11 protein-coding genes are annotated in these 13,874 nt (G+C 61.1%); 2 read left to right on the plus strand and 9 right to left on the minus strand.

Annotated elements, in window-relative coordinates:
• Window positions 1-156: 156 nt before the first annotated feature.
• The 3 genes from hcnC to B195_RS13340 are packed head-to-tail and all read right to left on the minus strand — an operon-like array spanning window position 157 to window position 3,126.
• Window positions 157-1,413: a cyanide-forming glycine dehydrogenase subunit HcnC gene (hcnC, locus tag B195_RS13330; RefSeq protein ID WP_003446189.1), complete on the minus strand. Its 1,257-nt coding sequence runs from the start codon at window positions 1,411-1,413 to the stop codon at window positions 157-159.
• Window position 1,414: 1 nt separating this feature from the next.
• Window positions 1,415-2,812 carry a cyanide-forming glycine dehydrogenase subunit HcnB gene (gene hcnB, locus B195_RS13335; protein WP_003446190.1) on the minus strand — a complete coding sequence of 466 codons (1,398 nt, stop codon included), beginning with the start codon at window positions 2,810-2,812 and terminating at the stop codon, window positions 1,415-1,417.
• The gene (locus B195_RS13340) at window positions 2,809-3,126 is read right to left on the minus strand and encodes a (2Fe-2S)-binding protein (protein ID WP_003446191.1); all 318 of its coding nucleotides are present in this window, start codon (window positions 3,124-3,126) and stop codon (window positions 2,809-2,811) included. The genes hcnB and B195_RS13340 overlap by 4 nt, the downstream gene beginning before the upstream one ends.
• Before the next feature lie 180 nt (window positions 3,127-3,306).
• Here B195_RS13340 and B195_RS13345 point away from each other — a divergent pair, with 180 nt between their 5' ends.
• Window positions 3,307-4,170: a LysR family transcriptional regulator gene (locus tag B195_RS13345; protein ID WP_003446192.1), complete on the plus strand. Its 864-nt coding sequence runs from the start codon at window positions 3,307-3,309 to the stop codon at window positions 4,168-4,170.
• Between the two features lie 128 nt (window positions 4,171-4,298).
• Window positions 4,299-5,543, plus strand: a complete 1,245-nt coding sequence (locus B195_RS13350) for an AGE family epimerase/isomerase (RefSeq protein WP_003446193.1) — start codon at window positions 4,299-4,301, stop codon at window positions 5,541-5,543.
• 86 nt (window positions 5,544-5,629) lie between these two features.
• Here B195_RS13350 and B195_RS13355 read toward each other — a convergent pair whose 3' ends face one another.
• The 6 genes from B195_RS13355 to B195_RS13380 all read right to left on the minus strand — a co-directional run bounded on the left by B195_RS13355 (window position 5,630) and on the right by B195_RS13380 (window position 13,739).
• Window positions 5,630-8,062: a TonB-dependent siderophore receptor gene (locus B195_RS13355; protein ID WP_003446196.1), complete on the minus strand. Its 2,433-nt coding sequence runs from the start codon at window positions 8,060-8,062 to the stop codon at window positions 5,630-5,632.
• Between the two features lie 102 nt (window positions 8,063-8,164).
• Window positions 8,165-9,142 (minus strand): FecR family protein, encoded by a 978-nt coding sequence (locus B195_RS13360; protein WP_003446197.1) that lies wholly within the window; start codon window positions 9,140-9,142, stop codon window positions 8,165-8,167.
• Complete coding sequence (locus B195_RS13365; protein ID WP_037001887.1) at window positions 9,139-9,651, minus strand: sigma-70 family RNA polymerase sigma factor; 513 nt, start codon at window positions 9,649-9,651, stop codon at window positions 9,139-9,141. The genes B195_RS13360 and B195_RS13365 overlap by 4 nt, the downstream gene beginning before the upstream one ends.
• Window positions 9,652-9,819: 168 nt before the next feature.
• On the minus strand, window positions 9,820-10,566 hold the full coding sequence (locus B195_RS13370) for an SDR family oxidoreductase (RefSeq protein ID WP_003446200.1): 747 nt from the start codon (window positions 10,564-10,566) through the stop codon (window positions 9,820-9,822).
• 86 nt (window positions 10,567-10,652) lie between these two features.
• Window positions 10,653-12,728 carry a bifunctional diguanylate cyclase/phosphodiesterase gene (locus tag B195_RS13375; RefSeq protein WP_003446202.1) on the minus strand — a complete coding sequence of 692 codons (2,076 nt, stop codon included), beginning with the start codon at window positions 12,726-12,728 and terminating at the stop codon, window positions 10,653-10,655.
• 117 nt (window positions 12,729-12,845) lie between these two features.
• Complete coding sequence (locus B195_RS13380) at window positions 12,846-13,739, minus strand: LysR family transcriptional regulator (protein WP_003446211.1); 894 nt, start codon at window positions 13,737-13,739, stop codon at window positions 12,846-12,848.
• Window positions 13,740-13,874 lie beyond the last annotated feature (135 nt).

The raw sequence follows: 13,874 nt of genomic DNA on the forward strand, positions 1-13,874 counted from the left end.
TGCAGGGCTACAGGAGTTCAAAGCGCAATATTGGCGTTACCTGCACAACCCGCAATCACCGCAGTCGCTGCCGAAGGCTGCGATCCACGGCGCAGCCTTGGCAGATCGGGGATCGCAGCCTCGTTTTTCGTCAGCGACTACAAGCCCTGACGCCCTTCAGGCGCCTATCACTTTTTTTAACCCCACCGGTTGCAGGTTAAACCTGTCCGCCAGAAACGGCGTGACATCCAGCGGCAACGGTTGATCACGCACCAGCGCATCCAGCATGACCCCGGTGATCGCCGAGGTCAGGATGCCGGTACGGAAATGCCCGCAGGCGTTCAAGTACCCTTCAACCCCTGCCATCGGCCCCAAAATCGGCAGTTCATCCGGCGACCCCGGGCGCAATCCGGCCCAGGTGCGCTTGAGGTTGACGTCTTTGAGCTCTGGAATGCAACGCATCGCCCCCTGCACCAAACCGGCAATCTCCGGGAAGGTGGTGCTCACGTCGAACCCCTTGTCTTCGGTGGTACTGCCAATCAGGATTTCTCCATTGTCCTTTTGCGCCAGATAACAGTCGCTGGTGGTCAGGCAGCCGTTAAGCAGCTTGGGCATGCGCTCGGTCAAGACGATCTGGCCCTTGACCGGCGCCACGGGGATGCTCAGGTCCGTGGCCATCACGCTGAGTTCTGCGGCCCAGGCGCCGGCAGCATTGATCAGGGTCTTGCAGTGAAATGCACCCTGGTTGTCAGTTCGTACCCCCACCACCTTGCTGCCCTGACGCAGCACCTCGGTGACGTTGCTGTTGAAGTACAGGTCGACGCCATTTTGCCGCGCACCTTCGGTGTAGGCATCGGTCAGCCGGAACGGGCTCACCTGGTGGTCACAGAGAAATTCCAGCGCCCCCAGGGCGTCATGGCTGACGCTCGGCTCGGACTCGCGCAAGGCCGCCTGGTCAAGCCAGCGCACCTCGTCGCTCAGGTGCGGGATGTTGGCAACGATATGCTCGGCGTAGAGACGGTCTTCATCGTCGTAAATCACGTACTTGAGCCCGGTACGCTCGAACTTGAAGTCCATGCCGTGCTTTTCGATCATTTCCTGATGCAGGCCCGGGTACAGCGCATTGGACTGCAGGGCGAAATCAAAGAAACACTCCGGCAGGATATGGGGGGTGCTGGAGTCGACGATCACCGCCGTACCCTGGGCTTCACGCTTGCGCTCGGCAGACATCATGCGAAAAAAGATCACTCCGCAGCCAAGCCCGACAGACTCGCCGATGGCCCAAAGACCACCCGCCGACGCGCGGCTGGCATTGCCCGGGCGCTTGCAGTCGATCATCGCCACTTTCAGGTCTTTGCGACGGGACAGGTGGTAGGCACAGGAAGCACCGATAACGCCACCACCGGCGATTACAACGTCATATGTCTTGATCATGTCAGGCATCCTTGCAGGCATTGGTAAAAGCCGAAAACGGCACCGGTTCCAGCGGAAAACGCGGGCGCAACCAGCCCACATCCTGGCGGCCGGTGGACTCGCGCAGGCGATCACTGCAGTAGCCGACGCACATCCGGCCCTGACAGTCGCCCATGCTGACCCGCGTGCGCATTTTCAGGCTGGCCATGTCCTGCACCCCTTGGCTAAGGGCCTGGTCGATGTCGGCTCGGGTGACGTTCTCGCAGCGGCATACCACTGTGTCCGCCTGGGGCAATTCGATCTGGCGCGTACCGCGTTGGGTATAGCGATCGATGGCGCCACGAAAGCGCACGATGGTGTTGAGCCGTGAAAGATAAACCCGCCGCTGGGCCCGGGCCTGTTTCTCGCTCAGAACCCCGCGCTGGAGCAAAATCGATAACGCCGCGATCCGTCCGGTGAGCATCGCCGCTTCACCGCCGCGCATGCCGGTGACATCACCGGCCAGGTGGATGTGCGGCTGATTGCTGCGCTGCCAGGTATCGGCTTTGACAGCCAGATAGCCGTCGACGTTGTAGGCGTGATCAAGACCCATTTGCTGAGTCAGTTGCGTACGGGGGATAAAGCCGTAGCCCACCGCCAGCGTACGGGCCATGACCGGTTGCGCCTTGCTCAGGTCCGGTTGCCAGGTGCCGGAGTACGGCGCCACTATGACTTCGCTCAGCTCGCCGTCACCCCGCGCCTGCACTACGCCCCAACCGTAACGCACGGTCACGCCGTGGCGCTTGAGGTACATCAGCATGCTCAAGCCGTCGAGAAACAGCTGGGGCTGGTTCAGCAGCGCCAGGCTTTCCTTGGCAATCCGGGTAAATTCACAGGCCTCATACACACCGGCCACTTCAACACCCGCCGCGTGCAACTGGCACGCCACCAGCATCAACAGCGGCCCGGTGCCGACGATCAGCGTCGGCCCACGGGGTTTGACCACGCCACTTTTGATCTGCAGTTGCAGACCGCCCAGCATGATCACGCCGGGAATGGTCCAGCCAGGAAACGGCACGCTGCGTTCATGGCACCCGGCGCCCAGCAGCAGCTGGCCGAAGCCGACTTCCTGCAGACGTTCGTCCGGGTCCAGCACTTGCAGGCTGTGTTCGCCCTGCCCGCCGACTACGCGGTGGTTGAGGCGCACATCTACCGAGTGGGCAATGTCGGCAAACTCTGCGTGCAGTTTGTGCAGTGCATCCTTGTAGCGCTCCCCCAGATAGTCGAGCTCGACACCTTCACGCAATGGCCCGCGATAAACCACGCCACCCAATCTGGAGGCTTCTTCCAGCAAGGTGCTGCGCACTCCATGCTGCGCCAGCTCGATAGCTGCCGAAATAGCCGCCGGACCACCGCCGACAATCACCGGATCCGGGCTCATAACACAGCCTCTTGGGCAGTGACCCGGTTGGTCCCGGTTTCCACGCTCATCCCCGGCTGCACCAGGGTCTGGCAGGCCCGGCGTTTGTGCCGGCCATCGATCTTGACCAGGCAGCAATAGCACACCCCCATGCCGCAATAAGCACCATTCATTTCACCGTGATCATTCGGTGACAACTGGCGCACCCCCACTGCATTCAACACGCTGAGCACGGTCTCTCCTTTAGCTGCATTTACCGCCTGCCCATTGATCAGGATCGACATGTCAGCCTTTATCAAAGGTTGAATGTCGTACTGGCGGTTCAAGTCATCCATGTCTGGTATCCCTTTTTTGTGTGTGTTGCAGTTCGGCAAACTACTGGCACCCTGTGCCAGGGCAGGTGACGTTAGCTGAATATAAAAATCAGACATTGATGCAGGCCACTATAAGGTCGGTATTTATGTTTTTTGACCCGTTAGCCTTACACTGACGGCCCCTTGCAAACTGGCACGATCATGGACCTCGACCTGGCCCGGACCTTTCTCGAAATTGTTCGCTGCGGCAGCCTCGCGAGTGCCGCCGAGAAACTTCATGTCACCCAGACAGCCGTCACGGCCCGGGTGCAAAAACTCGAAAGCCTGCTCGGCGTGACGCTGTTCATTCGCAACCGCGCAGGCGCCAGACTGACCTGCGACGGGGAAGCCTTCGTGGTCTACGCCAATCAGCTGCTGCAGACCTGGGAAGCCGCACGACGGGATCTGCCGCGCCCCGAAGGCTTGCACCAGATGCTGCACATCGGCGGTGAAGTCAGCCTGTGCAACCCGCTGATTCTGAGCTGGGCCAAAGCCCTGCGCGAACACCTGGACACCCACGCCTTGCGGGTGCAGATTCGCGACGGCGAGCAATTGTTGGAGCAGGTTGAAATGGGCCTGCTGGACGCGGCACTGGTCTATCAGCCGGTGTATTGGCCCGGGGTGCAGGTGGAGCAATTGCTGGAGGAAAAACTGATTCAGATCCGCCGCCCCGCCATGCCCGAACCCTATGTGTATGTGGACTGGGGCGAGGACTTCCGCCGCCAGCATGACGCAGCACTGCCGGACCGGGCGCGGGCCGCCATCAGCTTCAACCTGGGGCCGGTGGCATTGCACTACATTCTGGAAAACGGCGGCAGCGGCTACTTTCGCACCCGGGTGGTTCAGAGTTATCTGGACAGCGGCGCGCTGGAGCGCGTTCCCAAGGCCCCCGAGTTCAGTTACCCGACCTATCTGGTGTATTCCCGCGAACGCGACGGTAGCGCCTTGCAACAGGCTATCGAACTGCTGCGGGAGGTGGTCAAGCGCGACAGCGACTGGTCCCAGCGCTGGATCCCGGAGATTTGACCGGCCGTTGCCACGGCCTGTGGCAGCGGGCTTGCCCTTGCCGTAATGAAAGGTTTCAGCTTTCTACTTTGCAGCCAATCCCTTAGGCTGCGAGCGCCAGATAATCACAAGAACCGCACAGGTGGCCCATGACCGATCTCACCCGGACCAGCGACAGCTGGCTGACCTCCGCCCCCCATCAACAGTGGCTGCACGCCCAGGGCCAGACCCTGCTGGATTTCGCCAAGGCCGCCCGTGTTCCCTCCGGTTTCGCCGGCCTTGACCGCTTTGGCCAGCGCGCAGACGATGCCCCGGCAGACACAGTAACCACCGCCCGTATGGTTCACAGTTTCGCCCTGGCCCATATCCAGGGCCTGCCGGGTTGCGCACCGTTGATCGACCACGGCCTGAAGGCACTGGCCGGGGCCTTGCGCGATGGCGTGCACGGCGGCTGGTTCGCCGCCCCCGACGCGCAGGATGGCAACACCCGCAAAGCCGCGTACCTGCATGCATTTGTCGCCCTGGCCGCCAGCTCCGCAGTGGTGGCCGGGCGCCCGGGCGCCAGTGCATTACTGGATGAAGCGGTAGCGGTGCTGGAAACACGGTTCTGGTGCGAAGACGAAGGTGCCCTGCTGGAGTCCTTCGCTAGTGACTGGAGCGACTGCGAAGCGTATCGCGGGGCCAACAGCAATATGCACGGCACCGAAACCTTTCTCGCCCTGGCCGACGTGCTCGACCAGGACCTGTGGCTGGAGCGCGCCCTGCGCATCAGCGAGCGGGTGATCCACCAGCACGCCGCGCAGTCCGCCTACCTGCCCGTCGAACACTTCGATGCCCGGTGGCAGCCGTTGCCGGAGTACAACCGGGACCATCCGTGCGACCCATTCCGCCCCTTCGGTAAAACCCCGGGTCATGCCTTTGAATGGGCGCGCCTGCTGCTGCACCTGGAAGCTGCGCGCAAGCAGCGCGGCCTGCCCGCGCCCGCCTGGTTGCTCGAAGACGCCCGCCAGCTGTTCCACAGTGCCAGCCTGCATGGCTGGAATGTCGATGGTGACACCGGCATTGTTTACACCCTGGACTGGGACAACCGGCCCGTGGTGCGCGAACGCCTGCACTGGACCCTGGCCGAAGCCTCGGCGGCAGCGGCGGCCTTGTTGCAACGCACCGGCGAGCAGGAATATGAAGTCTGGTATCAGTGCTTCTGGGATTACATCGACCTGCACCTGATCGATCGCCAGCACGGTAGCTGGCACCACGAACTGGGGCCTGACAATCAGCCTTCGGAAAAAATATGGCCCGGCAAGGGCGATCTGTACCACGCCTACCAGGCCACCTTGTTACCGCGCCTGCCGCTGGCCATCAGCCTGGCCAGCGCACTCAAACTGCGCCGTTGAAAGCCCATAACGGCTGCGATTAGCGGTGCGCAAAACCGGGGGGCAGATCAACCCTGCCCACCAAACAAGCCCGTAAAGCCCCGGTATCACCAGTCGTATTTGACTTCCAGCGCCGCAGTCCGTTGTTGGCCGTAGTAACAGCCAAAGCTGTAATTACACGACGAGACGTACTCGCGGTCGAACAGGTTTTGCACATTGAGGCTGGTACTCACCCCTTTGAACCCCGGGTCCAGCGCCGCCAGGTCATAGCTGAGGGTGGCGTCGTAGATCACGAATGACGGGGTTTTGAAGGTGTTGTCCGAGTCACCGTAATTCTTCCCGGTGTAACGCGCACCGCCGCCCAGGGTCACCCCCTGCAGCAGGTTGCCGGTGAAGTGGTAATCGGTCCACACACTCGCCGCCCATGGCGCCTGGGCTTCGCTGCGGTTGCCCTGGTTGCCATAGTTGGACTTGCTGTAGAACACATCCAGGTAGGACAACGAGGCAATCAGGTCAATATTGTTGAAGCTGCTTTTGCCTTCCAGTTCGATCCCCCGCGAGCTGACTTCACCTTCCTGAATCTGATACTCCTGGTACTGCAAGTCACCGGTCAGCACGTTCTGCTGCTTGATCTGAAACACCGACGCCGTGAGCAAGGTGCTGTCGTCAGGCTGATACTTGACCCCCACTTCATACTGCTTGCCCAATTGCGGGATGAACGCCTTGCCCCCACGCTCCGGAGCTGCGGTACCCACTGACGGCAGGAACGATTCGGTGTAGCTGATATAGGGTGCCAGCCCGAACGAGGTGACGTAGGTCAGCCCCACGCGCCCGGTAAACTTGTTGTCGTTTTGCATCTCCCGGGAATCGGCCAGCAGGTCATTGTTATCGACTTTGGCCCAGTCATGGCGCCCGCCAATGGTCAGGATGAAGTTGTCGAACTTGATCTGATCCTGCACATAGAAGCCGGTTTGCTTGACCCTGTTATCCCACTTGGTGGTCAGGGTCGGCACCCCCGTGGTGCGGTAGTTGGTGGGGTTGTAGAGGTCGATGATTTCACTGCCCGACAGGTTGTAGCCCTGATACTTGCGGGTGAAATCCCGGTAGTCCAGGCCCACCAGCAGGGTGTGCTGCAGGGGGCCGGTGGTGAAGTCGCTTTGCAGGTGGTTGTCGAAACTGTAGGAACTGTTTTGCTGGCGCCAGTCGAGCTTGGTGCGACTGGCGTGGGTGTCACTGATGCCCTCGGGGGTGGTGACAAAACGGTTGAGGTAAAAGCCTTTGTAGCGGTCGTTGACGTCGATATAGCTCAGGCTCTGGCGATAGGTCATGGCCTCATTGAAAGCATGGGAAAACTGATAGCCAAGCACGTATTGATCACGCTTGTAGTCGTTCCATTTCGAGTCGCCCAGAAACGTATCACGATCAATCCTGTTGCCCTGGGAGTTGCGATACAGGCTGCCCACCGCCGGCAAGGCCTGATAGTCGGCCAGGGCGTCATCGCGCTGGATTTGCGCATACAGCGTCAGCTCGGTGTCGTCGTCGGGCATCCAGCTGAAGCTGGGCGCCAGCAGCTGGCGTGAATCCTCGGTGTGGTCCACCTGTTCGCTGCCGGTATTGCCGACCCCGATCAACCGGTAACTGAGGGTTTTGGCCTCGTCCAGTGGCCCCGTGAAGTCAAACGCCAGGTTGTAGCGATCGAAACTGCCGGTGCCGACCTTGATCTGGTGCGCGGCTTCGGTACTCGGCCGCTTGGACACCATATTGATCATGCCTCCGGGCTGATTCTGCCCGTAGAGCACCGAGGACGGCCCTTTAAGAACTTCGATGCGCTCCAGGGTATAGGGGTCGATCTGTGGCGTGCCGCCCAGACTCCCGGCCGAGGGCAAATAAGCGCCATCGAGATAAAGCAGGGTCGGGGCAAAGCCGCGGCTGGTGATTTCATCGGCGATGGTGTTGCGGTCGGTGTAGCCATTGGTGCTCAGGCCCGGGGTGTAACGCAGGGCCTGGGTCAGATCGCGGGCGCCCTGGACCTGCACCTGATCCGCCGTCACCACGTTGATGGTCTGCGGGATCTCCAGAATCGGTGTATCGGTTTTAGTGGCCGTGGCCGATCGGGTGGCAACAAAACCGTCAACCGCTCCGCGAGCGTCCTCGGCGGTACGCCCCGATACTGTGGTTGCTCCAAGATTCAAGGTGCCCGTTGCCGCCAGCGGGTAAACGCTCAGGGCACCGCTCTGGGTCACGTTCAAACCCAGACCGCTGCCTGCCAGGGCACGCTCGGCGGCCTGCTGCGGGGTGAACATGCCCCGTACCGGGGCCGAGGTTTTCCCCTGCAACAAGGCAGGAGCTACCGACAGGGTCAGTTGGCTGTCACGGGCAATCCGGCTCAGTGTCACACCCAGCGGCGCCGCCGGCAGGTCAAAGGCACGCAGGGCGCTCTGTTCATTGGCCAGCGGCCCGGCCACCGCAGCCAAAGGGCAGGCAATGCTCAGGGTAATGGTCAGCGCCAGCAGGCAGGGTCTCAACGGGGCGTACGACATGGGGCATCCTTTCTCGTTGCAAGGTAGGCAGTTGTAACCTTGACCAACGAGCAGAGTTTTCCCCTCAGCTTATTTGTAAATAATTCCCATTCGGTGGAATTTTTACCCGCGCACATCAATCAGGGTCAACCAGGGCCCATAGCGCGTGACCTTGATCGGCAAGGTTTGCGCCAGAGTGCTCAAGGTCTGCGGTGTGTCGTCCAACGAGAAAACCCCGAACACCCGGACCCTGGCGGCTTCGGGACTGATACGCAGAACCCCGGCCTGATAAGGCCGCAGCGCCTCTACCAGAGTCGACAACGGCTCGTCATGCAGCTCGACCCGGCCTTCGAGCCAATCGGCCTGACTGCGTGCGGTCGAGGTTTGCGGGTCAATCTGGCTGGCGCTGAACGACACCGCCTGACCGGCATTGATGCGTCGCTGCAGACCATTGAGCGTATCCAGCTGCACGCTGTGCTGCTGCACACTGGCCAGGCTTTCGTCCGGTCCCTGGCGCACCATGAACCGTGTGCCCAGGGCCTGGACCTGGCCTTGGGCGGTCGCAACCACAAAGGGCCGCAGCGGGTCGGCGGCAACATCGACCTGCAACTCGCCTGCGCGTAATTGCACCCGCCGCTGCCCGGCGCTGAACTGGATATCCACGGCGCTGCGGGCGTTGAGTGTCAGGCGGCTGCCATCCGCCAGCTGTATGGTTTTACGCTCGCCGGTGGCGGTATGTTGATCGGCCATCAAGCCCCTCAGCGGGGTGACCCGGTCGACCACACTCGCGGCGCCCAACCCCAGCAGTAACAGCAACAGGCCGCCTTGCAGGGCTTTTTTGCCTGGGACCGTTGAACTGGCCAGCAGCGCCTTGCTCGCGGCATGCAACTGCCCGGGGTTGCGCCGTTCAACAGACTGCAAATCCGCCAGCGGGTTTTTCAAGACCCCGGCCACCCGCTGCCAGGCAGCCATATGCTCGGGTTTTTCCGCCAGCCAGGCTTTGAACACCTGACGTTCCGAAGGGCAGGCCTGCCCGGACTCAAGCCGCAGCATCCAGTCCACGGCGGCACGGGTGGCGGGATCAACTCTGACCTGGCTCATGGGCACTCCCGGGTTTGCGCCAGGCAATGGAAAAAGGCCCGGCGCAAATCGCGCTCAACGGTGGCCAGTGAAACACCCAGCAGAGTGGCGATGGCCTGCTGCGGCATGGCTTCGAGGCGATTGAGCAAAAACGCCCGCCGCACCCGCGACGGCAAGCCTTCCAGCGCCTGATCAATCGCTTCGATCGCCTCGCGTACCAGCGCAATGTCTTCGGCTGAGGGGGCATAATTCTGGGGCAGGTCTGCAAGCTGCTCCAGATAGGATTGCTCCAGCTTGCGTCGACGCCATAGCGAGCACAGCAGCCGCCGGGCAACGGTACTCAGATAGGCTCTGGGCTGTTCAATGCGCTCGAGTTGCTGCGCATCGAAAGCCCGCACGAAGGTGTCCTGAGTCAGATCGGCAGCATCCTGCGGGCAGCGCACCTGTCGCGACAGCCAGCCGCGCAGCCACGCATGATTGTCGTGATAAAGACTCGCCAGCAGGGCTTTGGGATCCACAGGACTAGACACGATAGATAACCAGGACTCAAATAGCAATAAGTCGCATTATCGATAGATCCCAGGGAAAAGCAACATGCATATCCAGGTAATACCGCCAGCCTTGCCAGCGATGCCATCGCGGGCAAGCCCGGCGCCCACAGAGGCCGGGCCTGTTGTTGGGTATCTAACGGGCCTGGATCAACGCCCGCCGCACAAATCGATAAAGGTACCAGTGGCGTAGGAAGCCTTGTCGCTGAGCAGCCAGATAATGGCTTCGGCGACTTCCTCGGGGCGTCCGCCACGGCCCATCGGGATGCTCGACTCCAGCTTGCTGACCCGCCCCGGGTCGCCGCTCAAGGCGTGGAACTCGGTAAAGATCAGGCCCGGGCGCACCGCGTTGACCCGGATCCCCTCGCCCGCCAGTTCTTTGGACAAGCCCAGCGTAAAGGTGTCCAGTGCGCCTTTTGAAGCGGCATAGTCCACGTACTCATTGGGCGAGCCCAGGCGTGCAGCCCCCGACGACACGTTGACGATATTGCCGCCCTGGCCGCCGTAACGCGGAGACATGCGCAGTACCGCATACCTGGAACACAGGATCGGCCCCAGCACATTGGTTCTCAGGGTGTGCAAAATACGCGATTCGGACATTTCGTCGACCCGGGACTTGAGGCCCACGGTGCCGGCATTGTTGACCAGCGCCGTGATCGGCCCGAGCTCTTCGTCAACCCGGGTAAACAGGCTGATGATCTCTTCTTCATTGCTGACATCGGCTTGCACCGCAATCGCCTTTGCCCCCAGCGCATGCACCCGGGCCAGCACTTCATGGGCGGCGGCGGCATCCGTCAGGTAGTTGATGCAAATCCGGTAGCCCTGCTGTGCTGCCAGGATCGCAGTTGCAGCGCCAATGCCGCGACTGCCGCCGGTGATCAAGATGACTTTGTCCATAAAAACGCTCTCCAGTTCGACGGTGCAAATGTGACCGGCAGAATAACCGCGAAAGCTTTGGTTTGTCAGGACGCTGGCGATTGGCCTTAACGCGACAGTTCGGCGCGATGGATATCCAGCATGAATTGCTCGGCCGGTAGCGGTTGCCCCAGCAGAAAACCTTGCAGGGCATCACAGCCCAGAGTGGTCAGGAAGCTTTGCTGGGTGTCGGTTTCAACCCCTTCAGCCACAATCCGCAACCCCAGTGCCTGGCCCAGAGCCACAATCGCCGAGACAATCGCGGCATCGTCGCTGTCATGCTCCAGGTCGCGGACAAACCCGCGGTCGATTTTCAGTTCATTGGCCGGCAGGCGCTTGAGATACATCAGGCTCGAATAGCCGGTGCCGAAGTCATCGATGGACAAATCCACCCCCATCTGCGACAGCTTTTGCAGCACGGTCATGCTCGCGTCCGCATCGCTCATGGCCGTGGTTTCGGTGATTTCCAGGGTCAGGCTGTTGGCCGGCAACCCGTGCTGCTCCAGCGACGCAACCACACTGTCGACCAGCCCCGAATAGCAAAACTGCAACGCCGACAGATTGACTGCAATGCGCCAGTGGCTATACCCCTGATCGAACCACATACGCATCTGGCGGCAGGCTTCATTGAGCACCCACTCGCCGATGGGAATGATCAACCCGGTTTTTTCCGCCAGTTCGATAAAGTGCTCGGGCAGCAACAGCCCCTGCTGCGGATGCTCCCAGCGCAACAAGGCTTCGGCCCCCACCGGCTGGCCGCTGGTGGCGTCAAACTTGGGCTGGTAGTGCAAGCGGAACTGGTTTTGCTCCACCGCCTGGCGCAAGTCCTGGAGCAGTTGCAGTTGTTTGCGGGCATTGGTGTTCATCGAGACATCGAAGAAGCTGTAACCGTTTTTGCCGGCGCCCTTGGCGTGATACATCGCCGCGTCGGCGTTCATCAGCAGCTCTTCGGCGGTCTGCCCGTTGCCTGGATACAGAGCAATGCCGACACTCGCGGAGATCTGCAAATCATGCTCATCAACCCGGAACCCCTTTGACAGCAGGCTGACCTGCCGCGCGGCGACCTGGGGCGCATCGTCCGGTTCGCTCAAGCGCACCAACAACACAAATTCATCGCCACCGATGCGCGCCAGGGTGTCCTGGCTGCGCAACTGTTCACGCAAGCGCAACGCCACTTCGCGCAGCAAACGGTCACCCAAGTGGTGACCAAAAGCATCGTTAACCGGTTTGAAGCCGTCCAGATCGATAAACATCAACGAGAAGCACCCGCCCTGCTCCGCCACTTTGGCCATGGCCTGGCTGATCCGGTCGGCCAGCAGGGTGCGATTGGGCAGGCCGGTCAGGGTGTCATGCAGGGCCAGTTGGGTCAGTTCTTCATTGGCCAGGGTCAGGGAGTTCGCCAGGGCCGCAGTACTTGCATCCAGCCGGGCGTCAAAAACTGAAGTCAACAAGGCAATGACCAACACCGCCAGGCTGGTCACCAGCACCAGATTATCCAGACCCTTGCCACTCAAACCGTCCACGGCCGCGCCGCAAAAACTGCCGACCGGGAAATTCGCCGCAGCCATGCCGGTGTAGTGCATGCCGACAATTGCCACGCCCATGATGATCGAAGCCCCGGCCCGCACCAGATGCACATAGGGGGTGTGCTTGCGCAGGCGGAACGCTATGGACAAGGCAGCGGCCGAGGCCCCTACCGCAATCACCAGGGACAGTCCCACCAGCGCCGGGTCGTAATCGATTCCCGGCTGCATGCGCAACGCCGCCATACCGCTGTAGTGCATGGCGCTGATGCCTGCCCCCATGACCAAAGCGCCGAACAATAATTGCAGGGCCGGCAAGCGTGGCTGGCTGACCAGCCACAAGGCGAAACCTGACGACAGAATGGCCACCAGCAACGACCACACCGTCAGCCCCAGGTCATAACCCAGCTCCAGCGGCAACTGCAGGGCGAGCATCCCGATAAAATGCATCGACCACACGCCAAAGCCCATTGCCAGCGCCCCGCCGCTCATCCACAGATACACGGTTCGGCCACGGGCCGTGGCGATTCGTCCGGCCAGATCCAGGGCGGTATACGACGCGAGTATTGCGACGCACAGGGAAATAAAAACCAGCGAAGGGGAGTAACTAGCAGAAACCATGGGCTTTCTCGTAAGCAGGTGCCGAACAGCATCCATGCCTGGTAAAAAGTGCGCGATTGTACTGGGTCTACAGGTAAACGCACCTATACCAAGCAGATATTCAGAAAGACCGGGTTGTTAGTTGGCAGCCGGCGTGAAGGTACGAAAATCATGTTTCACTTTGGCGATATAACGGGCCACCACCGGGGACTTTTCAAACCGGCGGTGAATCAGGGACAACCATGACGTTGCCGCGCAGCCCTCGATCGGCCGGTAAATCACATTGGGCAAACTGATATGCCCGACCACCGACTCCGGCACCACCGCCACCCCTTGCCCCAGCGACACCAGAGCAATCACCGCCACCAGGCCACCGGGCTGGGCGCCGAGCCTGGGGGCGTAGCCACCCTGGGCCGCAACCTGCAAAGTGCCGCTGATTTGTTCGGGCAGGATAAAGGTCTCGTTTTGCAGGTGTTGCGCGCTGATGCCTTTAAGACGCGTGAGCCATGAATCATCCGTCAGGGCCAGTACAAAACCCTCGGCATTCAGGCCAATCGCCTCCAGCTCCGGAGGCAAGGCCATGGGTGAACGCACGTAACCCAGGTCGAAGCGGCCTTCCACCACACTCAGCGGCAGGTCGGCCATCGGCGCTTCTTGCACATTGAGACTGACTTCGCTGCAGTCCCGGGAAAAAGCCTGCACCTGGCGTTGCAACACGCCGGAGTAAACCGCCGACGCAACGTAGCCCAATTCGATATGCCCCACTTCACCGCGCCCGGCCCGCCGGGCATTGCGCTGCGCCAGTTCGAACTGGCGCACTGTGGCGTCAGCCTCGGGCAGCAAGGCCTGGCCTGCTTCGGTCAGGCTGACCTGACGTTGCTGGCGAATAAACAGACGCACCCCCAGTGCATGCTCGAGGTCCTGGATTTGCCGGCTTAGGGTAGGCGGCGCAATCCCCAGCACTTGCGCGGCGCGGGTGAAGTTGCGCTGTCGGGCGACAGCCAGAAAATAGCGGAAATGACGTATATCCATACCAGCATTAGCTCAAAGGTAATGAAGTCAGGGTTAGCAGCTAACAGACTCTGCCATGCAGCGCGATAGTCTGTGGCCATCCCACACTAGAGAGAAGGGAACCTGCCCGTCAAACCAATTACCTGCAAAGCAATG

The sequence above is a fragment of the Pseudomonas sp. Lz4W genome (assembly GCF_000346225.2).
Classification (GTDB): Bacteria; Pseudomonadota; Gammaproteobacteria; order Pseudomonadales; family Pseudomonadaceae; genus Aquipseudomonas; species Aquipseudomonas paraversuta.

Coding starts and splice junctions, on each gene's coding strand:
- hcnC (WP_003446189.1), bottom strand. CDS start 1,413: ATGATCAAGACATATGACGTTGTAATCGCCGGTGGTGGCGTTATCGGT.
- hcnB (WP_003446190.1), bottom strand. CDS start 2,812: ATGAGCCCGGATCCGGTGATTGTCGGCGGTGGTCCGGCGGCTATTTCG.
- B195_RS13340 (WP_003446191.1), bottom strand. CDS start 3,126: ATGGATGACTTGAACCGCCAGTACGACATTCAACCTTTGATAAAGGCT.
- B195_RS13345 (WP_003446192.1), top strand. CDS start 3,307: ATGGACCTCGACCTGGCCCGGACCTTTCTCGAAATTGTTCGCTGCGGC.
- B195_RS13350 (WP_003446193.1), top strand. CDS start 4,299: ATGACCGATCTCACCCGGACCAGCGACAGCTGGCTGACCTCCGCCCCC.
- B195_RS13355 (WP_003446196.1), bottom strand. CDS start 8,062: ATGTCGTACGCCCCGTTGAGACCCTGCCTGCTGGCGCTGACCATTACC.
- B195_RS13360 (WP_003446197.1), bottom strand. CDS start 9,142: ATGAGCCAGGTCAGAGTTGATCCCGCCACCCGTGCCGCCGTGGACTGG.
- B195_RS13370 (WP_003446200.1), bottom strand. CDS start 10,566: ATGGACAAAGTCATCTTGATCACCGGCGGCAGTCGCGGCATTGGCGCT.
- B195_RS13375 (WP_003446202.1), bottom strand. CDS start 12,728: ATGGTTTCTGCTAGTTACTCCCCTTCGCTGGTTTTTATTTCCCTGTGC.
- B195_RS13380 (WP_003446211.1), bottom strand. CDS start 13,739: ATGGATATACGTCATTTCCGCTATTTTCTGGCTGTCGCCCGACAGCGC.